This window comes from Amycolatopsis thermophila (assembly GCF_030814215.1).
Taxonomy (GTDB): domain Bacteria; phylum Actinomycetota; class Actinomycetes; order Mycobacteriales; family Pseudonocardiaceae; genus Amycolatopsis_E; species Amycolatopsis_E thermophila.
On the sequence record NZ_JAUSUT010000001.1, the window covers coordinates 6,884,006 to 6,905,716 of the forward strand.

The 21,711-nt window shown below is 71.7% G+C and carries 17 protein-coding genes; 6 read left to right on the top strand and 11 right to left on the bottom strand.

Features of this window, described 5'->3' with window-relative positions:
- Positions 1 to 18: 18 nt before the first annotated feature.
- Genes FB470_RS33685 through FB470_RS33710 form a run of 6 tightly spaced genes read right to left on the bottom strand, consistent with a single transcriptional unit; the run spans position 19 to position 6,549 of the window.
- On the bottom strand, positions 19 to 915 hold the full coding sequence (locus tag FB470_RS33685; protein WP_306998223.1) for a LysR family transcriptional regulator: 897 nt from the start codon (positions 913 to 915) through the stop codon (positions 19 to 21).
- A gap of 26 nt (positions 916 to 941) precedes the next feature.
- The gene (locus FB470_RS33690) at positions 942 to 1,340 is read right to left on the bottom strand and encodes a Zn-ribbon domain-containing OB-fold protein (protein WP_306998226.1); all 399 of its coding nucleotides are present in this window, start codon (positions 1,338 to 1,340) and stop codon (positions 942 to 944) included.
- Between the two features lie 15 nt (positions 1,341 to 1,355).
- Positions 1,356 to 2,513 (bottom strand): thiolase family protein, encoded by a 1,158-nt coding sequence (locus FB470_RS33695; RefSeq protein WP_306998228.1) that lies wholly within the window; start codon positions 2,511 to 2,513, stop codon positions 1,356 to 1,358.
- Positions 2,514 to 2,515: 2 nt separating this feature from the next.
- Positions 2,516 to 3,346: a crotonase/enoyl-CoA hydratase family protein gene (locus FB470_RS33700; RefSeq protein WP_306998230.1), complete on the bottom strand. Its 831-nt coding sequence runs from the start codon at positions 3,344 to 3,346 to the stop codon at positions 2,516 to 2,518.
- Positions 3,347 to 3,352: 6 nt separating this feature from the next.
- Complete coding sequence (locus tag FB470_RS33705; RefSeq protein WP_306998232.1) at positions 3,353 to 4,150, bottom strand: alpha/beta fold hydrolase; 798 nt, start codon at positions 4,148 to 4,150, stop codon at positions 3,353 to 3,355.
- Entirely contained in the window at positions 4,150 to 6,549 is a 2,400-nt protein-coding gene (locus FB470_RS33710; protein WP_306998233.1) for a CaiB/BaiF CoA-transferase family protein, read from the bottom strand. The genes FB470_RS33705 and FB470_RS33710 overlap by 1 nt, the downstream gene beginning before the upstream one ends.
- Positions 6,550 to 6,752: 203 nt before the next feature.
- Between FB470_RS33710 and FB470_RS33715 the strand changes: the two genes are divergently transcribed.
- On the top strand, positions 6,753 to 7,658 hold the full coding sequence (locus tag FB470_RS33715) for a LysR family transcriptional regulator (RefSeq protein WP_306998235.1): 906 nt from the start codon (positions 6,753 to 6,755) through the stop codon (positions 7,656 to 7,658).
- Positions 7,659 to 7,676: 18 nt separating this feature from the next.
- On the opposite strand, the gene FB470_RS33720 is transcribed toward FB470_RS33715, so the two are convergent.
- The 4 genes from FB470_RS33720 to FB470_RS33735 all read right to left on the bottom strand — a co-directional run bounded on the left by FB470_RS33720 (position 7,677) and on the right by FB470_RS33735 (position 11,943).
- Entirely contained in the window at positions 7,677 to 8,129 is a 453-nt protein-coding gene (locus FB470_RS33720; RefSeq protein ID WP_306998237.1) for a hotdog family protein, read from the bottom strand.
- Positions 8,126 to 8,722 carry an FAS1-like dehydratase domain-containing protein gene (locus FB470_RS33725; protein WP_306998239.1) on the bottom strand — a complete coding sequence of 199 codons (597 nt, stop codon included), beginning with the start codon at positions 8,720 to 8,722 and terminating at the stop codon, positions 8,126 to 8,128. The genes FB470_RS33720 and FB470_RS33725 overlap by 4 nt, the downstream gene beginning before the upstream one ends.
- On the bottom strand, positions 8,719 to 11,223 hold the full coding sequence (locus tag FB470_RS33730; protein WP_306998241.1) for a CaiB/BaiF CoA-transferase family protein: 2,505 nt from the start codon (positions 11,221 to 11,223) through the stop codon (positions 8,719 to 8,721). The genes FB470_RS33725 and FB470_RS33730 overlap by 4 nt, the downstream gene beginning before the upstream one ends.
- Before the next feature lie 105 nt (positions 11,224 to 11,328).
- Positions 11,329 to 11,943, bottom strand: coding sequence for a TetR/AcrR family transcriptional regulator (locus FB470_RS33735; RefSeq protein WP_306998243.1), 615 nt, complete (start codon positions 11,941 to 11,943; stop codon positions 11,329 to 11,331).
- Between the two features lie 114 nt (positions 11,944 to 12,057).
- On the opposite strand from FB470_RS33735, the gene FB470_RS33740 reads away from it, so the two are divergent.
- Positions 12,058 to 13,143, top strand: coding sequence for an MBL fold metallo-hydrolase (locus tag FB470_RS33740; RefSeq protein ID WP_306998245.1), 1,086 nt, complete (start codon positions 12,058 to 12,060; stop codon positions 13,141 to 13,143).
- Complete coding sequence (locus FB470_RS33745) at positions 13,140 to 15,512, top strand: acetyl-CoA acetyltransferase (RefSeq protein WP_306998247.1); 2,373 nt, start codon at positions 13,140 to 13,142, stop codon at positions 15,510 to 15,512. The genes FB470_RS33740 and FB470_RS33745 overlap by 4 nt, the downstream gene beginning before the upstream one ends.
- Positions 15,513 to 15,521: 9 nt before the next feature.
- Here the strand turns inward: FB470_RS33745 and FB470_RS33750 are convergent, their stop codons facing one another.
- The gene (locus tag FB470_RS33750) at positions 15,522 to 16,133 is read right to left on the bottom strand and encodes a TetR/AcrR family transcriptional regulator (protein WP_306998248.1); all 612 of its coding nucleotides are present in this window, start codon (positions 16,131 to 16,133) and stop codon (positions 15,522 to 15,524) included.
- A gap of 98 nt (positions 16,134 to 16,231) precedes the next feature.
- Between FB470_RS33750 and FB470_RS33755 the strand changes: the two genes are divergently transcribed.
- From FB470_RS33755 to FB470_RS33765, 3 genes are read left to right on the top strand one after another with little or no spacing between them, the layout of a single operon-like run.
- Positions 16,232 to 18,298 (top strand): acyl-CoA dehydrogenase family protein, encoded by a 2,067-nt coding sequence (locus FB470_RS33755; RefSeq protein WP_306998250.1) that lies wholly within the window; start codon positions 16,232 to 16,234, stop codon positions 18,296 to 18,298.
- A gap of 29 nt (positions 18,299 to 18,327) precedes the next feature.
- The gene (locus FB470_RS33760; RefSeq protein WP_306998252.1) at positions 18,328 to 20,448 is read left to right on the top strand and encodes an acetate--CoA ligase family protein; all 2,121 of its coding nucleotides are present in this window, start codon (positions 18,328 to 18,330) and stop codon (positions 20,446 to 20,448) included.
- Positions 20,445 to 21,572: a nitronate monooxygenase gene (locus tag FB470_RS33765; protein ID WP_306998253.1), complete on the top strand. Its 1,128-nt coding sequence runs from the start codon at positions 20,445 to 20,447 to the stop codon at positions 21,570 to 21,572. Before FB470_RS33760 ends, FB470_RS33765 begins: the two co-directional genes overlap by 4 nt.
- Positions 21,573 to 21,711 lie beyond the last annotated feature (139 nt).

Sequence of the window (21,711 nt, forward strand, 5' to 3'; positions counted from 1 at the left end):
GAGCCGGTGAAACCACGATCAGCTGGGTCGCCGAGCCGGACCGAAACGGTCCGGCTCGGCCGGCACGCGCTCGCGCACCGCGCGGACGATGTCGTCGAGGTCGACGCGGTCACGCCGCCACACCAGGTGGGTGGCCGCGAGGATCGGGCGCTCGGTCACGAGCCGCACGAGCGACGCGCTCGTTGGTCGCGGCGTTCCCACGAGGTTCAGCGTCACCCGCTCGCCGTGCTGCGCCAGCACGGCGAGCGCGTTGGCGTCGGCTCGCGGCACCACGCGGACATCGGTGATCCGCTGCTCGACCAGGAAGCGGTCGAGATCGGCGCTGAAGTTCAACGGATACGAGGTGAGCAGTGTCCAGCCCTCGAGGGCGCCCGCGGACAGCCGGTGCCCGGGAAACCGCGCCCCGGCTTGCGGGCCGGCGAGCACCTCGATCTCCTCCAAGCCGATCGGCACGCTTCCCAGCCGTTCATCGGACACCACGACGCGCACGGTCGCGATGTCGAGCTGCTGATCGAGCACCTTCCGGTTCTGCACGGGCGAGCTGGCCGGCAGGAACTCCAGCTCGGCCCCGGGGCGCAGCCGCCCGAGAACGTCCTCGAGAACCCTGGTCACGGTGGCGCTGATCCCGGGCACGAGCCCCACCCGGAACGGCACGGCCCGGGTTGCGGTGCGGAGTGCTTCGACGCGGTCGAAGGCGCTCAGCACCTCCTCGGCGAGCGGCAGCAGCCGACGTCCCGCCTCGGTCAGGTCGAGACGACGGCCGCCCCGCACGAACAACGGCGCGCCCAGGTGCCGTTCCAGGTCGCGGATGCGCCGCGACAGCGGACTGGCCTCCATCGAGAGGCTGACGCTGGCCGCGGCGACGGTGCCCGCCCTGGCGACCTCGACGAAGTACCGCAGGTGCCGAACGTCCACAAGCGCCTCCTCGTACCGCGACCCGGCTACTCCACCTTGGCGAAGTACGGCACCGTCTCGTCGTGCTCGCCGTCGCCGGACTTCTCGAACCGTACCCTCACCCGGGCCCCGGCGAGGTCGTCGTCCGGGTCGAACCCGCGCAGCTCGGTCCACCACCACGGGCCTTCCGCGAGCTCGACGATGCCCACCACGGAACGACGGGTGCCGCCGTCGGGTGTCCTGGTGTGGGGCACCGACCACGTCACGACGGTCCCTTCGCCCGAGGCCGGCACGTGCTCGAAACGAGCCCTGTCGAAGGCGGTGTCGGTGCGCGGGTCGAGGATCTCACCGGTGGTGGTGTCGCGTACCAGCAGGAACTCGCCGCGCGCGGTGCCGTCGAAGAACTCGGCTGTCGCCGCGTCCCGGCGCACTGGGAAAAGTGCCATTCCACTCAGTCCTTTCTAGACGGTGCCCAGCACGAGGGTGGCGTGGTGGTCGAGGGTGCCGCCGTTGCCGGACACCAGCACCCGGTCGTGCCGGGCGACTTGCCGCTCCCCCGCCTGGCCCCGGGTCTGGATGACGGCCTCGGACAGTGGGGTCATCCCCCACAGGTAGTACGACGACAGCTCACCGCCGCCGGTGTTCACCTTCAGCTTCCCGTTCGGGCCGAGCGTGCCCGGCTCCGCCAGAAAGGGCCCGCCTTCGCCCTTCTCGCAGAACCCGTAGTCCTCCAGTGTGATCAGCGCGGTGAAGGTGTAGCAGTCGTACACCTCGACCACGTCGATCTCGTCCAGTTTCGTGTCGGCCATCCGCAGCGCCGCCGGTCCCGAGCGCGCGGCGCCGCTGACGAGGCCGAAGTCCTCGTTGCGCACGCCGGTGCGACCGGGATGGGTCTGGGCCCAGCCGAGCACCTCGACGGGTGGCTGCTTGAGCGTGCGAGCGCGGTCCAGCGACGTGATCACGAGCGCGATGCCGCCGTTGGAGACCAGGCAGCAGTCGAGCAGGTGGAACGGTTCGGAGATCCAGCGCGAGGCGTGGTAGTCCGCCAGCGTGATGGGCTTGCGCATCTGTGCCAGCGGGTTCATCGTGGCCCACTGCCGCTGCGCCACCGCGATCGCACCCAGGTGGTCGTTGGTGGTGCCGTACTTCTGCATGTGCCGCCGCGCGGCGAGCGCGTAGTAGGTGTTCGCGCTGGACAGCCCGCCCGCCGCCATCATCCCGCGCCATCCGGTGGGCAGCGACGCGGCGCTCCGGTAGGCCGCACCCGCTCCGACGTTCTCCTTGAGCGGGTCGTCGGCCCACACGACGGCGATCGTGTTCGCCATCCCCGACCGGATCGCCATCGAGGCGTACTGCACCATCTGCGCCGCGGTGGACCCGTAGCCCTGCATGGACGTGAGCAGGTTCAGGTCCGTCAGGCCCAGCATGCCCTGCAGGCCCAGGTCGACACCGCTGCCGAGGCCGCTCGAGACGATGAGGCCGTCGAGGTCGCCCAGTTCCAGCCCGGCGTCGGCGACGGCGTCGCGCACGGCGATCGAGGCGAACTCGCTCGCCGTGTAGCCGTAGACCTTGCCGATCTCGCTCATGCCGAGACCGGCGATCGCGGTCCGCACAGTCATGGTCACTTCCCTTCCCAGCGCGGTTGGCGCTTCTCCGCGAAGGCGCGCATGCCTTCCCGGGCGTCCTGTGTGGTCATCAGATGGGCTCCCTCGGCCGCGCTGCGCGCCCAGTCGGCCTCCTCGGCGGCGACCTTGCCGTCGGTGATGCCCTTGGCGATCCGTTTGGTCACCTGGACCGCGACCGGTGCATTCGCCAGGATCCGGTCGGCCAGGGCGAACGCCGCCGGCAGCAGGTCGTCCAGCGGCACCACCTGGTTGACCAGACCGAGCTCCCGCGCGCGGTGCGCGGACAGCGGCTCACCGGTGAGCATGACCTCCATCGCGATCTTGTCCGGGATCTGCCGCGGCAGCCGGAAGGCGCCGCCGGCTCCCGCGAAGATGCCGCGCTTCACCTCCGGCAGCCCGAACGTCGCGCTGTCCGCCGCCACGGCGAGGTCGCTGGCGAGCGTGATCTCCGTGCCGCCACCGAGGGCGAACCCGTTCACCGCGGCGATCGTCGGCTTCGAGACGTGGTGTGTCACGTATCCCGCGAACCCCCAGCGCCGCAGGCGTTCGTCGTCGCCACCGAGCTCACCGGCCGCCGCGGCTTTCAGATCCGCGCCCGCGCAGAACGCCCGGTCCCCCGCACCGGTGATGATCACGCACCACACGTCGGTGGTGTCCTCGGCGTAGTCCAGTGCCTCCCCGACGCCGACGGTGACGGCCCGGTTGACGGCGTTGCGTGCTTCCGGCCGGTTCAACGTCACCAGCAGCACGTGCCCCCGCTTCTCGGCGAGTACGGCCCCGTCGCCCCCGATGGCGATGTGTTCGGGCTCAGTGTCGAAGCTGCCCACAGTCGTTCACTTCCCTTCCTCACCACGGCTGAGCCAGTCGAGCATCAGCCGGTTGAACTCCTCGGGACGCTCCTGGTGCAGGAAGTGGCCCGCGCCTTCCCAGACGTGCACCTCGTCCCGGTGACCGGCCGGCAGCGAACGCTCCAGCGTGGACGCTTCCCCGCTCGCGTACACCGCCAGGCGGGGATGGGATCGCCGCCGGAGGTAGTCGGCAGCCACCACCGCACGGCCGATTCCCTCGTCGCCCTCGTAGAGCCCGAGCAGGCACCCGGACACCACGTGCGCCGGCACGCCCAGCAGGCGCCGGATGTGCCAGGTCTTCAGGAACGGCGGTGTCGCCTCGGTGTAGAAGCCCGCCGCGAACATGCCGGCGGCGGTTCCCACCGGGTCCGGACCGCGCATCGCCGCGAGCACGGGGGCGAGGTGCTCGTCGGAGGCGTTGTACACGGGGTCGACCAGAACCAGCGCCTGGACCAGGCCGGGGTGGCGGACCGACAGCGCGGAGGCCACGACCGTGCCCATCGAGTGGCCCACCACCACCGCCCGCTCGACCTCCAGTGCGCGCAGCAGCGCCGCCGCGTCGTCGGCGAGGACCTGCGGGCGGTAGGAGCCTTCGGGGGCGGACGAGCGGCCGTGGCCCCGGTGATCCGGCGCGATCACCCGGTAGCCGGCGGCGAGCAGGGCGGGCACCTGCCACGACCAGTCGTGCGAGTCGCACGACCAGCCGTGCAGCAGCAGCGCCGCGGGTCCGCTCCCCTCGTCGGTATAGAACAGCTCCACGTCGTCCAGTGCGATCCGGGGCATCACCGCACCGGTGTCCGTTCGGGCGATACGGCCGCGTTTTCCTCGATCGCGCCCGCGTCGAGCAGGCGCTGGATCTCGTCGTCGCTCAGGTCGAGGACCTCGCGCAGGACCTGCCGGGTGTGCTCGGCCGCCAGCGGCGCGGGACCCAGCCGCGGCTCGCCCAGCGTCCGGGTCCGCGCCTCGCCGAGGTTCGTGACCAGCGGGGCGGGCAGCTGCGGCTGGACCAGCTGGCCGAACACCTTCCGGGAACGCAGGTGCGCGTCCGCGCGCAGGTCGTCGACGCGCAGCATCGCTCCGGCGGGCACGCCCACGGCCTGCAACTCGGCCGCAGCGTCGCGCGGGTCTTTGGCCCGGCACCACTGCGCCAGCAGTCCCCGCAGCTCGTGCCTGCGCTCCCAGCGCTGGGGCGCCGTCGCGCACCCCTCGTCGTCGATGAGGTCCGGCCGGCCGATGGCCCTCGCCACCGCGGCGAACCGCTCGTCTCCCTGGGCGTCGACGACGAGCCACTCGTCGTCACCGGCCGCGGGGAAAATCCCGCGGAACGCATCGCCGCCCCGGTCGTTGCCCTCGATGCGTGGCCCGGCCCCAGGAGCGAGCGATTCGGCCAGCAGCAGGTCCGCCATCGCCCCGAAGATCGCGTCGACCTGCGCGGTGCTCACCCGACCCCCGGCGCCGGTCCGGTCGCGGCGGATCAGCAGCGCCACGATCGCCGCCGCGTTCAGACGGGCGACCACGTGGTCGGGGAAGATCGTGATCGCGTCGCTGTAGCCGTCGGCCTCGTCCGGGTAGGACCACAGCTTCGACAGCCCCGCACTGGCCCGCACCAGCGGCCCGTACCCCAGCCGCCTGCTCCACGGGCCGTGGTTCCCGAACGCGCTCGACTCCGACAGGATGATACCGGGGTTCAGCGAGCGCAGGGTGTCCATGTCGAACCCGAGCGAGGCCAGCGTCCCCGGCTTGAAGTTGGTCAGTACCACGTCGGAGCGGCGGACCAGGTCGGCGAACACCCGCTTGCCGTCCTCGCTGCGCAGGTTGAGGCCCAGACTGCGCTTGTTGCGCAGGCCCCAGCTGGCCGCCTCGGAGATGGCCTCCCCGCCGGGGGTCTGCCGGGCCCCATCGGGAAACGCCGACGACTCGACCTTGATCACGTCGGCGCCGTAGTCCGCGAACAGCCGCCCCAGCTCGGCGCCGACGACGATGACCCCGAGATCGAGGACGCGCAGGCCCTCGAAGGGCAGCCGCCCCGGACGCGCGTCCGGGAGCGTGGTGACCCCGGTGTGCGCGGACGGAACGTCACCGGCCTGGGCCGGGAGCCGGCGGTCGTCGATCTCGAACCAGCCCGAGTGCACCACGGCGGGCGCACCGTCCACAGTGTTCTCGGCGAAGGAGCCGTTCTCACGGAAGGCTTCCTCGGCGAGAACCTCCTGGGCGCTCGCGAGCGCCGCTGTCGGTACCCCGTGCTGCTGCCCCTGCTCCACTGCCTCTGCCATGGTGAGCCCGGCGAACAGCTGCCCGATCAGCGGGTACAGCCGGGCCGCGGCCCCGAACCGCGTCGTCGTGTTGTCGTACTTCGGGTCGTCGAACTCCGCCGGCCTGCCGAGCCACTCGAACATGCCGCGCCACTGGCGCTTCGACAGGACGCAGATGCGCACCATCCCGTCCCGCGCGGCGAAGATCGGGTACAGGTGGCGCGCGTCGGGACGCCCCCGGGGCAGCTCGCTCAACGGCACCCCGGCGCGGGCGCTGCCGCCCACGCCGAACACCGGATCCAAGATCTGGATCAGCGCCTCCTGCACCGAGAAGTCCGCGACATCCCCCTCGCCGGTGGCTCGCACGTGCGCCAGCTCCAGCAGCACGACCCACACCGCCTGCACCGCCGCGGACTCGTACAGCAGGAACTCCGGTGGCAGCAGCGGCTCGGTGACCTCCGGCAGACCGGACCGGGCCAGCACGGTGCTCAGCGCCGCGTGCACATCCGGCGTCGCGACCCAGCCCGCGCGTTCGCCGTAGGTGCCGAAGTCGGTCATCTCGACCACGACCAGCCGCGAGTTGCGGTCGCGGAGCCGTTCCGCGGCCAGGTCACCGGTGCGCGGCCGGTCCCGCAGGACGACATCCGCCGAGGCCGCCAGTTCGGCGAACTCCGCACGTCCCCCGGCCGTGTCCAGGTCCAGGACGACCTTCTTCTTGCCGGAGTTGCGCACCAGGAACGTCAAGCTCTGTCCGTTGTGGACGACACCGGACCGGCGAGCGGGCGAGCCGCCCGGTGGTTCGACCCGCAGGACCTCGGCGCCGAGGTCGGCCAGGACGCGGCCGACCGTCTGCAGCGGTCCGTCGACCGCATCCACGACGCGGACGCCGCTCAGCGGACGGCCGGTCGTGACGTCGTTGTCCCGAGACATGGTTCACTCCTTCGTGTGCCGCTGTCGCCGCTGGTTCCCGCCGGCGCTCCCTTCCACTGTGGTCACCTGTTCCCGCCCGGCACAGCGCAAAGATGGCCCCGCGAACGCTGCGCCCGGCGACGGGAGCACCGGCCAATTTCGGCAATGTGCTCCGGACGAGATCGGTGTGGAGCGACGAGGGCGCAGGCGCCTAGAGTGGCAACGTGGAGCTGTCACAGCTGAGAGCTTTCGTCACGGTTTCGCGCACCGGCACCATCGCCGCGGCGGCCGAGTGCCTGAACGTCACCTCCTCACCGCTGAGCCGCACCATCCGCGAGCTGGAACGCCACCTCGGCCGGGAGCTGTTCCTCCGCAGGTACCACCGGTTCGAGCGCACCCCGTTCGCCGAGGAGTTCCTGCCGCTGGCGGTGGAGATCCTCGCCCAGGCGGACGAAGCCGAACGTTTCGCGGCGGGCGAGGAGGCACCACTGCGCATCGGCGCGACGCCGTGGACGTCGAAACGGCTGACCCGGCAGCTCATGGAGTCCGCGGCGGAGCGGTCGGCGGGCACCCCCGAGTTCAGCTCCGACGTCTCATCGGTGCTCATCGAGTCACTGCGCCACGGCGAGCTGGACCTGGCACTCGTGCACCTCCCGGTCACGGCCCGCGGCGTTGCCACGGCGGGCCTGGCCCGCTACCGCTACTCGGTCGCCGCCGCGGGCGACCCCGATCTGCCCACGGGCCGTCCCCTCCGGCTGTCGGACCTGCGCGGCCGGAAGCTGCTGTCGTTCCCGCTGGCGATGCAGCCCGCGCCGATGAAGGCCATGCTCGACGCCCTCACCCGTGCCGGCGTGGAGTCCATCGCCGAGATCGACCTGCGCGACGTCATCGGCCTCGAAGGACGGATGGCGCGCACGGGTGAACTGATGCTCGCCATGCTCAGCGACGACCTGCCGACGGCCCGGTTCCTCGACCTGGACCGGCTGCGCACCTATCCGGTCGCGGACGGCGAGATCCGGTTCGAGATCGGACTCGCCTGGCGCGGGCGCGACTGCGTCCATCGCGCGGCCATCGACGCGGTCGTCGCCGCACTGAGCCCGGACGGCGACGACCTGCCGTTGCTCGGCTGACCCGGCGGGCGCCGGGCGTCAGTCCAGGTCCGCGCGCCGCGGCAGCCGCACGACCACCGCGCCGGGGCCCACAGTCACGCCGTCGTCGTCCTCGCAGGCCATGCGGACGGTGACCTCCCCGGTGGCCGGGTCGGCCCCGGTGACGGTGCCGGTGACCCGCGTGGTCGTCCCCACGAGGTTGAACCGGCCCATGCGGAACCCCTTCAGCGCCAGGATGCGCGCCCGAGGGCCGGCCCAGTCACGCACGCAGCGTTCCCACATCCCCATCAGGAACAGGGTGTTCGCGTAGGCGTCCGGCGCGCCCGTGGCCCGGGCGTACTCGCGGTTGTGGTGGATGGAGTTGAAGTCCCGGTTGGCGCCGGCCTCCATGACGAGGCGGTAGAGCGGGAGCGGGAACGCGACCGGCGGCAGCTCCTCCCCCACCCGCACGTCCTCGGCGTACCGGGTGTCCGGGACGGTCGGTGTGCTCACGACTGCTCCTTCCCCGCCGGGTGCGGGTCGTAGGCGTAGGTGCCGGTGCGCATCCGCGCCACCACGTCACCGGCGTCGGACACGATCTCCGACTCGAACGTGCTGAACGCGCCCCGCCCGACCCGGGTCTCCTTGGGCACGCACGACAGCAACCGCCGGCCCCGGGTGCCGAGGCGCTCACCCACCACCACCGGCCGGAGGAAGTCGATTTCGATGTCCGTGGCGAAGAACCCCGTGGTGCGCGGCGCAGGTCCCGGGTCGTCGTTGTTGATGGGCGAGCGGGCGGGCTGCGCGTCCGGGTCCGCCGAGTCGAACAGCGTCGCCTCGCCCGGCGCCCACATCGCCGGGATCGTGTACATCAGGACGGCGCTGCTCGGCGCGACCACCCCGTCGTACCCGGCGGCGCGCGCCGCCTCCTCGTCGTAGTGGACCGGACTGCCCAGCTCGAGGGGTTCGCAGTAGCGGCGGATCGTCCCGGGCTCGACGGCGTCGGCTCCCCAGGTGATGCTGCCGTCGGACAGGTCGGTACCGACCAGGGCGACCATGGTGTCCCAGGCGCTGACCCAGCCGGGCCGCTCGTCGTCGGCGCTCATCGCATGACTCCTTGTTCCACGAGTGCCTTGATCCTTTCGTCGTCGTAGCCGAGCAGCTCCCCGAGCACCTTTTCGTTGTCCTGCCCGAAGGTCGGGGCGGCACACCGCACCACACCGGGTGTCTCGGACAACAGGTACCGCGGCCCTTCCACGGTCGTCTCCCCGTGCAGCGGATGGGGCAGCCGCACGAGGTGGCCGCGGTGTGCCAGCTGGGGATCCGAGCAGAAGTCCGCGCTGGACGCGGACACGTGGGCGGGTACGCCTGCCGCTTGCAGGGCCGCTTCGACGTCGGCGGCGTACCGGGTGCTCGTCCACTCCGCGACCGCCTCCTCCAGCTCAGCGGCGCGGGCGAGCCGTCCGGCGGCGGAACCGAGCTCGGGATCGCCGACGAGGTCCGGCCTGCCGATCGCCGCGGCGAGCGCCCGCCACTGCGCGTCGGTGGTCACCGCGATCGCCACGTACCGGCGTCCCTGGTAGGCGTGCTCGTCGGGCAGGGCCGGGAAGACTCCGTGCGGCGCGTGTTCCCGGTCGGCGTTCCCCATTCGCGCCACGACGGTGCCGTTGTCGGCGTTGTCGGCGATCTCCGGCGCCTGGAACCACACACCGGCCTCGACCTGGGACACGTCGAGGTAGCACCCTTCTCCGGTGGCGTCCCGGCGGCGCAGCGCCGCGAGCAGGGCGACCAGGGAGAACCGCGGGCCGACGTAGTCGGTGTAGGGGCCGTAGGGCCCGAACGGGGGCCGGTCGGGCCACCCGACGATCGACTGGTACCCCGACAGCGAAGCGCCGATGTTGCCGTAGCCCGCCAGCGACGACCACGGTCCGGTCTGCCCGTTGATCGAGGTGCTGACCATGATCAGCCCCGGCTGCTCCGCGCGCAGGGTTTCGTGGTCCAGCGCCCAGCGGCGCATCAGACCGGGCGAGAAGGACTCGATCACCACGTCGGCCCACCGGGCCAGGTCGCGCGCGACCGCGCGCCCGGAGTCCGACCGCAGATCCAGGGTCACCCCGAGCTTCCCGGCGTTCCAGGTGCCGTAGAGGGCCGAGTTCTCGGGCCCGAAGACGCCGCCGTGGAAGGGCGGCATCAGCCGGGCGGTCTCGATCCTGGTCGAGGATTCGACGCGGACGACGGTGGCCCCGAAGTCGGCCAGTGCGCGGCCGACGACCGGACCGGCGACCACCCAGCTGAAGTCGAGGACCTTGAGCCCCTCCAGCGGAAGACGCCGGGTCCCCGCGACGGCCCTGGGCGCCGGGCGTTGCGGCGCGGACAGCCACTCGTCGAGGACTTCACGCGTGTGCTCCCCCAGCGCCGGGGCCGGCCGCGTCAGCGTGCACCCGTCGGCGTCGGTGCGGGCGAACGGACCCGGCAGCGTGCGGGCACGCTCTCCCTCACCGACGGTGCGGAAGAACCCGCGCGCCGCCAGCTGCGGACTGGTGAGCACGTCGGTGGTGTCGAAGATCGGGACGCACAACAGCTTGTACGCCATGGCCGCCTCGATGATCTCGGCCTTCGTCTTCGTGGCCAGGTGCTTCGCCACGGCGGAGCGCAACTCGGCCGTGTCGGCATCGGTGAACTCGCCGGACTCGATGAGCCCGGGCACCGTCCGGAAGTCCAGCTCCGCGAAGCGCTCCACCGGTGCGCCTTCGGCGGCCATCCAGCGCAGGAAGTTGTTCGTGAACCCGCCCGAGGCCGGGCCGACGCCGATGTGGAACTCGACCAGACCGTCCCGGCACTCCCACTTCTTCAACGCGGCTTCGGTGCCGCTGCCGCTGCCCGACTGGTCGACGCGGGCCGCGCCGAGCGTCTGCCCGGCGGCCATGTCCTGGTTGACGTCGCCCACCGCGTCGGCGAGGACGCGGCCGAGCGTCGCCGCGCCGAGCGACGCCTGCGCGGACACGTCGACGAGCTGCCCGGCGCCGCTGGTGTCCCGCTCCCGGAGGGCGAGCAGGATTCCCGCCGCCGCGTCGGCCGCGGCGTGCAGGAACGCCTGCGGCAGTGAGATCCGCACGGGCGGGCGATCACCGTCGCGGTGTTCGTCCAACGGGCCGCCGGCCGCCCAGAGCACGAGGTCGGCGGCGTGGTAACCGGCTTTCGGCCCGGTCCGCCCGAACGCCGTCACCGACGCGTAGACCAGCCCGGGGTTGAGCGCGCGGAGATCGCCGGCGTCGAGACCGCGCGGGCCCTGCACAGCGGGGCCGTCGGTCTCGATCACGACGTCCGCGACCGCGGCGAGCCTGCGGACCAGATCCCGGCCTTCCGGGGTGCCGGGGTCGGCCACGATGCCCCGCTTGTTCGCGGCGTAGGCCTCCCACACGTAGGAGGCATCGGGCCGTGGTGAACCGCCGGGAGCCCGCAGGTGCGGCGCCCTCCGCCGGGCACTGCTGCCCGATGGAGGTTCGACCTGGACCACGTCCGCGCCGAGGTCGGCGAGGATCCTGCCCGCGAGCAGACCCCGTTCGTCACTGAGATCGAGCACGCGCAAGCCGTCCACGAAAGCCATGGCCTCTCCTGGGTTCCGCCGGCCCGGCCATTACTGAACGAAAATGGTCGGTATTGTGGGCTCGAGGTTATACCGACGAAGTTCGTTCAGCAATAGCCTGGACGCTCAGCCCGCGGTCACGGCGCCGAGGACGAAGTCGACCAGCTGTTCCGCGTAGTCGGTCAACCCCTCCCCGACCCGCCCGCGCAGTTCGTCCGGGGTCGACAGTGCGTGGTTGAGACAGCCGCCCACGATGGCGTCGAGCAGCAGGGTGACGCTTGTGCCGGACTTCAGCTCGCCGCGGGCGATCCCGCGGCGGACGATCGCGCGGGCGGCGAGGACCTGCGACTGCCGGAGCTCCTTCACCCGTTCGGCGACTCCGGGTATGCGGTCGGCGTCCATCAGGAGCCTGGTGGTGACCCGGCCCGAGTCCCCGAAGAACGAGGTCAGCATCTGCCCGGCGAGCCGGACGAGGTCCTCGCGCACGGAGCCGGTGTCGATGTCGGCGACCGGGGTGACGCGCGCCTCCAGGCAGCTGGCCAGCAGCTCCTTCTTGTTCGGCCACCGCAGGTAGATCGACGCCTTGCCGACCCCCGCACGCCGGGCCACGGCGTCGACGGTGAACCTGCCCCAGCCGTCCTCGCCGAACACCTCCGCCGCCGCGCGCAGGACACGGCGGTCGACCTCGGGGTCCCGCGGCCGTCCGGCCGCCGGGGCCGCGTCAAGAGCGTTGCCGGTCATGCGCTCACCTTGCCAGAGCCGTGAGGAGGGTCATTGGTGAACGACATCCGATCAGCATATAGTCGTCCTATTGCTGGACGTAACCTGTTCAGTATTTTCGGAGGGGAGTGGACCATGCCGGCCGACCAGGGCATCGAAGTCCTCGGGCTCGAGCAGCAGGCAGCCTGGCGGGCCAAGCAGCTGCCCCCGGCCGAGAAGCTGCCGGGCGGGCTGTGGTCGGTTCCGGTGCCCATCCCGGACAACCCGCTGCGCTACACGTTGTCCTACCTCGTGCCCGCCGACGACGGTCTGGTGGTCGTCGACCCGGGCTGGGACACCGACGAGGGCTGGCGCGCGCTGCTCGACGGTCTCGCCGCGGCCGGTGCCTGCACCGCCGACGTGACCGGGATCGTGGCCACCCACGTGCACCCCGACCACCACGGACTGTCCGGCCGCCTGCGCGCCGAATCCGGCGCGTGGATCGGCATGCACCCGGCCGAACGGGACACCCTGCCCCACCGGCACCGCGGCGAGCACGGCGACCTGCGGGCCGAGTTCACGGCGTGGCTGCGCACCTGCGGTGCATCAGAGGCGGACGCCACGGACCTGCTCGGTACCCTCGCGGCCGCCCCTCGTCCGGCCGACGAGATGGCCGAACCCGACGTGCTGCTGCACGACGGCGACCTCGTTCCGATGCGCGGGAGGCGGTTGCGCGCGGTCTGGACCCCCGGGCACACCCCCGGTCACCTGTGCCTGCAGGAGCCCGACGCCCGGTTGCTGCTCACCGGTGACCACGTCCTACCCCGGATCACCCCGGCCATCGGCACCCGGCTCGACACCGCCGAACCACCGCTCGGACGGTTCCTCGGCTCCCTGGCACGGACCGCGACGTTCGACGACCACGACGCGCTTCCCGCGCACGAGTACCGGTTCCGCGGCCTCGCGCGGCGCAGCGAGCAGCTGCGTGCGCACCACGAGCAACGGTGCCAGGAGATCCTCGCCGTCACCGCAGAACTCGGGCGGCCCACCGTCTGGGAGGTAGCCACCCACCTGACCTGGTCGCGGCCGTGGCCGGAGATCGGCTTCATGAAGGTGAGCGCCGTCGCCGAGACCGCCGCGCACCTCGAACACCTCGCCGATCAGGACCGCATCCACTGGAACAAACCCGAATCCGGCACGGCCGGCGCACTACGGGTCAGCACGAACAGGAGCATCCTTTGAGCGACAACGACATCGACCCGCGTACCCCGGTCGTGGTGGGCGTCGGGCAGTTCGCCGAACGCCTGGAAGACCCCGGGTACCAGCGCCTGTCCGCCGTGGACCTCGCCGCCGCCGCCGTCCGCGCGGCGCTGGAAGACACCGGCGCCGACCCCGCGGCCGTCGCGGCCGCCATCGACACCGTCGGGGGCATCCGCCAGTTCGAGACCTCCACCCCCGGGGCGCCCGCACCCCTGGGCAAGTCGGACAACTACCCCCGATCGGTGGCCAACCGGGTCGGCGCGGCGCCGGCCCGCGCGATCCTGGACGTCGCGGGCGGACAAGGCCCGCAGCACCTCGTCACCGAGTTCGCGGCGACCATCGCCGCCGGCGACTCGCAGGTCGCGCTCGCCTTCGGGTCCGAAGCGATCTCCACCGTGCAGCACCTGGCCAAGGCCGAGGACAAACCCGACTTCACCGAGCACGCCGAAGGCAGCCTCGAAGACCGCGGCTTCGGCCTGAAGGGCCTGATGTCCCGGCACCAGGCGATGCACGGGCTCACCGACGCGCCGAGCCAGTACGCCCTGTTCGACAACGCGCGGCGCGCCCGCCTCAAGCTGTCGCGCGAGGACTACGCCGCGGCGATGGGCGAGCTGTTCGCGCCGTTCACCAAGGTCGCCGCCGCCAACCCCTACGCCGCCGCTCCGGTGGAACGCAGCGCCGAGGAGCTCGTCACGCCCACTGAGGCGAACCGGATGATCGCCGATCCCTACCCGCGCTACATCGTGGCCCGGGACAAGGTCAACCAGGGCGCGGCGGTGCTCGTCATGTCCGTCGCGGCCGCCGAACGGCTCGGCGTGCCCCGTGAGAAGTGGGTCTTCCTGCACGGGCACGCCGACCTGCGTGAGCGCACCCTGATGGAGCGCACCGACCTGAGCGCGAGCCCGGCGTCCGTCATGGCGTCCCGGCACGCCCTGGAGCTGGCCGGCGTCGACGTGGCCGAACTGTCCACACTGGACCTCTACAGTTGCTTTCCCGCCCCGGTCTTCAACATCTGTGACGGGCTCGGCCTGAAGGCCGACGACCCACGCGGACTGACCCTCACCGGAGGGCTGCCCTTCTTCGGTGGTGCGGGGAACAACTACTCCATGCACGCCATCGCCGAGACGGTCCAGCGGATGCGGGCCGAGCCGGGCACCTTCGGGTTCGTCGGCGCCAACGGCGGGCTGATGAGCAAGTACTCCGTCGGCGTCTACTCGACCACCCCGGTCGAATGGCGCGCGGACGACAGTGCCGCGCTGCAGCGGGAGATCGACTCCTGGCCGGCGCCGGAAGAAGCACTGCAGGCCGACGGGTGGGCCACCATCGAGACCTACACCGTCAAACACAGCCGCGGCGGCAAGCGCACCGGCGTCGTCATCGGCAGGCTCGAAGCCGACGACCGCCGCTTCGTCGCCATGACCCAGGACGGCGACGAGGAGATCCTCGCGCACCTGTCCGCCGGCGAACCGATCGGCACCCGCGTGTTCGTGCGTTCCTTCGGGTTCGGCAACCGGGTCACCACCAGCGAAGCCCGGATGAACGAACTGTTCCCGCCCCGCGCCCCCGGGTTCCGCGAGGACTACGAGCACGTCCTGGTGCGCCGCGACGGGCACCTGCTGGAGATCACGATCAACCGCCCCGACGTCCGCAACAGCCTGCACCCGCAAGCCAACGACGAACTCGACGAGATCTTCGACGCCTACTTCGCCGACCCCGACCTGTGGGTCGCGATCCTCACCGGCGCCGGGGACAAAGCCTTCTCCGCGGGCAACGACCTCGGCTACTCCGCCTCGGGCAAACCCGTGTGGGTGCCCAAGAACGGGTTCGCGGGCCTGACCAGCCGCCGGGACCTGCCCAAGCCGGTCATCGCCGCGGTCAACGGGTTCGCCATGGGCGGCGGGTGCGAGATCGCCCTGGCCTGTCACCTCGTGGTCGCAGACGCCACGGCGAAGTTCGCCCTGTCCGAAGTCAAGGTCGGACTCGTCGCGGGGGCAGGCGGGCTGGTCCGGCTGCCGCGCACGGTCCCGGCCAAGGTGGCCACCGAGATGATCCTCACCGGACGGCGTCTCAGCGCCGAAGAGGCCCAGTCCTACGGTCTGGTCAACCGGGTGACCGAGGCGGGCAAGGCACTCGAGGGTGCCCGGGCATTGGCGGCCGAGATCATCGACGGGTCCCCCACGTCGGTCCGCGTGTCACTGCAGATCATGGCGGAGACCTCCGGAATCGCCGACACCGTCGACGCGGTCACCCATCCCTCCTCCGCCTTCGAGGACCTCATGCTCAGCGAGGACATGGTGGAAGGCATCACCGCCTTCGCCCAGAAGCGGCGCCCGGTGTGGCACAACCGCTGACCCGCGCGGTCAGCGTTCCGGGGCGGGGATGCGGACAAGCAGGAAGTCGACCAGAGCGCGCACGTAGTCGTCGGCGTTCTCCCGCAGCTGTGCGCGGGCAGCGGCGGGCGTGGTCTGGACGTGGTTCACGACAGCGCCGGACAGCGTGTCCAGCAACAGCGTGACCGACGTGTCCTCGGGCAGCTCGCCCCGCTCGATGGCACGCCGGACGATGGCACGGGCGGCGAGGATCTGCGACTCCCGGATCCCCGCCCAGTGCCCGGCCACACCGGGAATGCTGTCCGCCTCCAGGGAGATCCGCAGCGCGGCCCGCCGCGAGTCGCCCAAGTAGTTCCGCATGAGCTGCGAGGCGAGCTGGATCAGCTCGTCGCGCACCGTGCTGGCCCGCACCTCGGTGACCGCGCTGACGTGCCGCCGGAGCGCTTCCAGCAACAGCTCCTGTTTGGTCTGCCACCGCAGGTAGATCGACGCCTTGCCGACGCCCGCGCGCTTGGCCACCGCCTCCACGCTGAACCCGGCCCACCCCTGCTCCCCGAAGAGCGCGATCGCGGCATCGGCGATCTTCCGGTCGACTTCGGGGTCGCGGGGGCGGCCCGCGGCTGAAGTCTCGATCTCGGTCATCGCTGTGCCTTCTTCCTGCCGAGCCCTTTGCTGAACGGCTCCCGTCAGTATAGAGTCGAACCCAGTTACAGACGAGTACCGTTCAGGAATGAGGGGACATGGCGTCGAACGAGGAAGTGACCGCCTTCGCCGCATCAGTGGCGGGCGTGGCCGGCGAACAGTGGGGGAACGCGACCGCGGCCCCTTCGGGTGATCTGGAGAAGTTGTGGCGGACAGCGGCCGCGCAGGGGTGGTTCGACCTTGCTGCGGCCGACGCGTTGGACGCCGCTCTCGCCGCCGTCCGTCAACTGGGCCGGGTGGCGTGTCCCCTGCCCGTCATCGACGGCTTCGCCGCCGCCCGGCTCCTGCCCAGTCTCGACTTCGGTGACGTGCGGGTCCTGGTCTCGATCGGCACCGAGGGAGATCTCGTCGAGCACGCGGAGGCCGCCACCGCCGCCACGCACGTGCTGCTCGTGCCCGCCGAGGGTGGCACCGCGTACCTGCGGGAGATCGCCGGAGTGGAACCGCGTCCCGGGCTCGCTGTGCCGGCGTGGTGCCAGGTCCGGCTCGGTGCCACCACGACGAGCGTGGACATCGATTCCGCTCGTGCGGATGAAGCGGTGGTGCTGATGCGGCTCGGGCTCGCCGCGCGGGCGATCGGCGCCGCGGAGCGGGCGCACGAGATGGCGGTCGAGCACGCCAAGACCCGGCACCAGTTCGGCCGTCCGATCGGCTCGTTCGGCGCGGTCCAGCAGCGTACGGCGTCCTGCCAGATCGACGTCAGCGCCGGGAACCTGTTGATCGAGCAGGCCCAGGAGCAGTGGGCAGCGCGGACCGCGGACTGGACCTCGTGGGCCGAGATCGCGGTCGAGCACGTCCGCGAAGCCGCGCCCCGCGTGCAACTCGGTGCGCAGCACACCCTCGCCGCCATCGGGTACTTCGAGGAACACGAAGCGCCGTGGTTGTTCCGGCGCGTGCACGCCGACGTCACGCGGCTGCGGTCCTTCCCGCGCGCGGCGGGCGAGTTCGCCGACGTGCTGGTCGAGACGGACACGTCACTGCCGCCGTTCCGCGCGGGTGACGTCGGCGAAGCCTTCCGCACCGAGGTGCGGGCACTGTTCGCCGAACACGCCGAAAAGTCCTCCCGCAGCAACATGGACGTCGACCACGAACTGGTGCGCGCGGTGGCGGACCGCGGCTGGTTCGGGTTCGCCTGGCCGGCGGAATACGGCGGCCGCGACGCGACACTGGCCGAGCAGGTCGTGCTCAACGAGGAAGCCGCCTACTCCGGCGCACCCGTCACCAGGGCCCTGAGCGCGGTGATGCTACTCGGCAACTCGATCCTCAAACACGGCAGCCCCGAGCAGAAGGACCGTTTCCTGCCGCTGATCCGTCGCGGTGAACTCGCGTTCTGCCTCGGCTACAGCGAACCCGAAGCCGGGTCGGACCTCGCGTCGCTCAAGACCCGCGCCGTGCGTGACGGCGACGGCTGGGTCATCAACGGGCAGAAGCTGTGGACCACCGGCGGCCACACGGCCGACTGGGTGTGGCTGGCGGTCCGGACCGACCCGGACGCGAAGCCCCGGCACGCCGGTATCACCGTGTTCCTGGTTCCCATGGACACCCCCGGTATCACCGTGCAGCAGCACCGCGCGCTGTCCGGCGAGATCTCCTGCACCGTCTTCTACGACGACGTCCGGGTGCCCGACTCGGCACGAGTCGGCGAGGTCAACGGCGGCTGGAAGGTCATCACCGACGCACTGGCGGGCGAACGCATCACGATGGGCAACATCGCCGCAGCACTGCACCGCCAACTCGACGACCTCCTCGCGGAAATCCGCGCCGACGTGGACGGCACGGTCGGTCCGCGCGGCTCCGGCCGCCGCGCCCTGCTGGGGCGGGTCGCGGTCGCGATCCAGGCCACCCGCGCCCTCGTCTCGGCCGCGATCGACGCGACCGGCCAGGGCCGGGGCGCCCGGCTGGAAGCACCGATGGCCGGGGTGCTCGGCGGCGAGACCGCGGAGGCGTTCGGCGAAGCCGCGCTGGAAATCCTCGGCCCGGACGCCGCACTGGCTTCCGCCCCGTTCGAATACGGCCTGCGGCTGTCGGTCATGTACGTCGTCGGCGGCGGAACCAACGACATCCAGCGCGGCCTGATCGCCCGCGGCCTCGGCCTGCCCCGCTGAGCTGGTCCATCCACAAAGGAGTGTGCAAGATGACCCTCGCGATCACCCCGGAGCGGCTCGCTTCACTGTTCCGGCCGCGTTCGGTCGCCCTCGTCGGAGCCTCGAACAAGTCGAGCTTCTCCCGCAGCGCCTACAACAACCTGGTGGAGTTCGGCTTCGCCGACCGCACGTTCCTGGTCAACCGGCGCGGCGCCGAGACCCACGGGCGGCCGACGGTCACATCGTGCACGCGGATCGGGGAGCCGGTCGACGTCGCGTTCATGATGGTGCCCCAGGCGGGCACGCTGGACGCCCTCACCGACGCGGCCGAAGCCGGGATCCGCAACGCCGTGATCCTGTCCTCGGGGTACGGAGAAGCCGGTGAGGCCGGCCGGGCCGCGCAGGCCGAGCTCGTCGCGCACGCCGAGTCCCTGGACGTGGTGCTGCTCGGACCGAACCACCTCGGCTTCGCGAACTTCGTCGACCAGGTGCCGGTGACGCCGATCAACGGCCTCCCGCACCGGGCTGGTTCGGTGGCTCTGCTCTCCCAGAGCGGCGCCAGCTCGCAGGCCATGCTCAGTTTCGCGGGGATCTGCGGCGCGGACCTCTCGTCGATGGTCACCCTCGGGAACGAGGCCATGATCACCGCGGGGCACGTGCTGGACTACCTCGTCGACGACGAGCACACCCGCGCGATCGCGATCTTCCTGGAGACCATCCGCGACCCGGAGGTCTTCCGCTCCGCGGCCCGGCGCGCCGCCGCCGCGGGCAAGCCGGTCGTGGTGCTCAAAGCGGGCAGCAGCGAGCTGGCCGCACGCACCGCGGCGGCCCACACCGGAGCGCTCGTCGGCGACGACCGGACCATCGACGCGGTCTTCCGCGACCTCGGAGTCATCCGGGTGGACTCCATCGAGGACATGCTGATCACCGCGGGCACCGCCGCGCAGCTCGGGCGGCTGGCGCGTCCCGGCATCGGCGTGGTGTCGATCTCCGGCGGGGCCTGCGACATCCTCGCCGACCGCGCCGAGGACCTGGGCGCCGAACTGCCGGCGTTCGCCGAGAGCACCGAGCAGGCGCTCGCGGAGATCATGCCCCCGTACGGCACCATACACAATCCACTTGACGTCACCGGCGCCGCGATCATCGACCCGACCATCTTCACCCGCGCGATCGAAGCGGTCTCCGCCGATCCGGGCGTCGGTGTGGTCGCCGTCGTCAACGCTCTGCCCTGGCAGTCGGACGGCCGACCGTACACCGGCCAGGTCTTCGCCGACGCCATCGGCGACGGGATCGGCCGCGCGCAGAGCCCCGTGGTCTACGTCAACCAGGTGCTCGAGCCGATCACCGCCTACACCAGGGAGGTCATGGCGCACGCGAGGGTGCCGCACGCCGTGCCCGGGCTGCGGCAGGCCGTCGTGGCGCTGCGGAACCTCGCCTGGTGGTCGGAGACCACGCGCGACGCCGCCACCCCGCACGAGCCGCGTGCGCTTCCGGTGCCGGACTCGTCCGCCCGCCGCGGCACGTGGTCCGAATCCGCTGCCCGCGGGCTGCTGGCGGACGCGGGAATCCCGGTCGTGCCGGCGGAGCTGGTGACCTCGGCCCAGCAGGCGGTACGGGCCGCCGCCGGGTTCGGCGGCCCGGTCGCGCTGAAGATCGTCTCCCCCGGGATCCTGCACAAGAGCGACATCGGCGGAGTCCGGCTCGGTCTGGCCGGCGACGAGGCCGTCGCCGCGGCCTACGAAGAAGTCGCCGCGGCCGGCGCGAAGGTACCGGGCGCCACCATCGAAGGCGTGCTCGTCTCCCCGATGCGGGCCGGCGGCACCGAACTGCTGGCCGGTGTCGTCCGGGATCCGCAGTGGGGACCGGTGCTCGCGGTGGCGCTCGGCGGCATCTTCGTCGAGGTCCTCGGCGACTCGGCCCTCTCACCGCTGCCCGTCACTCCAGCCAGGGCCCGGCAGCTGCTCGAGGGACTACGGGGTGCAGCGCTGCTGAGGGGTGCGCGCGGCGGCGAGCCCGCGGACCTCGACGCCCTCGCCGACGTCATCGCCCGGGTCGGCGACCTGGCGCTCGCGCTGGGTGACGACCTCGAATCCCTCGAAATCAACCCGCTGCGGGTTGCCGGAAACACCGTCGAAGCCCTCGACGCTGTCGTCACGTGGAGGAACACATGATCAAGACCGCACTCACCGACCTGCTCGGGGTCGACCACCCGCTCGTCGGGTTCAACCGCTCCCCCGGGGTCGTGGCCGCGGTGACCAACGCCGGCGGGTTCGGTGTCCTGGCCGCCAGCGCGTACACCCCCGAAGAGCTGGACGCCCAGTTGACCTGGATCGAGCAGCAGGTGGAGGGCAAACCCTACGGCGTCGACCTCCTCGTCCCCGAGAAGTTCGCCACCGGTGACCCGGACAACCTGATCGCCAGCCTGCGTGCCCAGATCCCGGCCGAGCACATCGCGTTCGTCGACGGCCTGCTCGCGGAGTACGGCATCCCGGCGACCACACCGCGGGCCGGCCACGACGAGGTCTCCGCCTCGATCAACCCCGACGGCGCCCAGGCCCTGCTCGACGTCGCCTTCTCCCACCGCATCTCCCTGGTCGCCAACGCACTCGGCACTCCCCCACCGCACCTCGTCGACCGCGCGCACCAGGCCGGTGTCGTCGTCGCCTCACTGGTGGGACAACGCAAACACGCCGTCCGTCAGCTCGATTCAGGGGTGGACGTCCTGATCGCGCAGGGCACGGAAGCCGGCGGGCACACCGGCACGATCGCCACCATGGTGCTCACCCCGGAGATCGTCGACCTGGCCGGGGACAAACCCGTCCTCGCCGCCGGTGGGATCGCCTCCGGCAGGCAGCTGGCCGCGGCACTGGCCCTCGGCGCCTCCGGCGCGTGGTGCGGTTCGGTGTGGCTGTCCAGCCACGAGGACATCACACCGTTGCCCGTCAAGGAAAAGTTCCTCGCCGCCACCAGCTCCGACACCCTCCGCTCGCCCACCCGCACCGGCAAACCGGCCCGCCAGCTCCGCAGCGCCTGGCACGACGCGTGGGAGAAGCCGGACAGCCCGAAGCCCCTGCCCATGCCGCTGCAACCCATGCTCGTCAACGAAGCCTGGGAACGCATCGACGCCGCGGCCGAGCAGGGCCACGAGGGCGCGAAGAAGCTCGAATCCTTCTTCATCGGCCAGGTCGTCGGCTCCTTCGCCGCCCTCCGCCCGGCCGCCGACATCGCCCGGCAACTGGTCGCCGACTGCGAGAACCGGCTGGCCGAGCTGGCGGCAAGCACGACGAACGGCTGACCGGATGAGGCGGGGCAGGCGGCTGGGGCGAACCCCGCGTCACACGTTCCTGGCACGCCACCAGGCAGCCCCGTCAGGCGATCGCCGGCGCGGTCGGCGTCCGCCGGGCTTGCCCCCGCGAGTTCCTCGCCGGGGCAAG

Bases quoted from the DNA above. Each gene is read 5' to 3' on its own strand.
- FB470_RS33695 (WP_306998228.1), bottom strand. From the start codon at position 2,513: ATGACTGTGCGGACCGCGATCGCCGGTCTCGGCATGAGCGAGATCGGC.
- FB470_RS33705 (WP_306998232.1), bottom strand. From the start codon at position 4,150: ATGCCCCGGATCGCACTGGACGACGTGGAGCTGTTCTATACCGACGAG.
- FB470_RS33730 (WP_306998241.1), bottom strand. From the start codon at position 11,223: ATGGCTTTCGTGGACGGCTTGCGCGTGCTCGATCTCAGTGACGAACGG.
- FB470_RS33765 (WP_306998253.1), top strand. From the start codon at position 20,445: ATGATCAAGACCGCACTCACCGACCTGCTCGGGGTCGACCACCCGCTC.
- FB470_RS33735 (WP_306998243.1), bottom strand. From the start codon at position 11,943: ATGACCGGCAACGCTCTTGACGCGGCCCCGGCGGCCGGACGGCCGCGG.
- FB470_RS33725 (WP_306998239.1), bottom strand. From the start codon at position 8,722: ATGAGCGCCGACGACGAGCGGCCCGGCTGGGTCAGCGCCTGGGACACC.
- FB470_RS33710 (WP_306998233.1), bottom strand. From the start codon at position 6,549: ATGTCTCGGGACAACGACGTCACGACCGGCCGTCCGCTGAGCGGCGTC.
- FB470_RS33690 (WP_306998226.1), bottom strand. From the start codon at position 1,340: ATGGCACTTTTCCCAGTGCGCCGGGACGCGGCGACAGCCGAGTTCTTC.
- FB470_RS33740 (WP_306998245.1), top strand. From the start codon at position 12,058: ATGCCGGCCGACCAGGGCATCGAAGTCCTCGGGCTCGAGCAGCAGGCA.
- FB470_RS33750 (WP_306998248.1), bottom strand. From the start codon at position 16,133: ATGACCGAGATCGAGACTTCAGCCGCGGGCCGCCCCCGCGACCCCGAA.
- FB470_RS33760 (WP_306998252.1), top strand. From the start codon at position 18,328: ATGACCCTCGCGATCACCCCGGAGCGGCTCGCTTCACTGTTCCGGCCG.
- FB470_RS33755 (WP_306998250.1), top strand. From the start codon at position 16,232: ATGGCGTCGAACGAGGAAGTGACCGCCTTCGCCGCATCAGTGGCGGGC.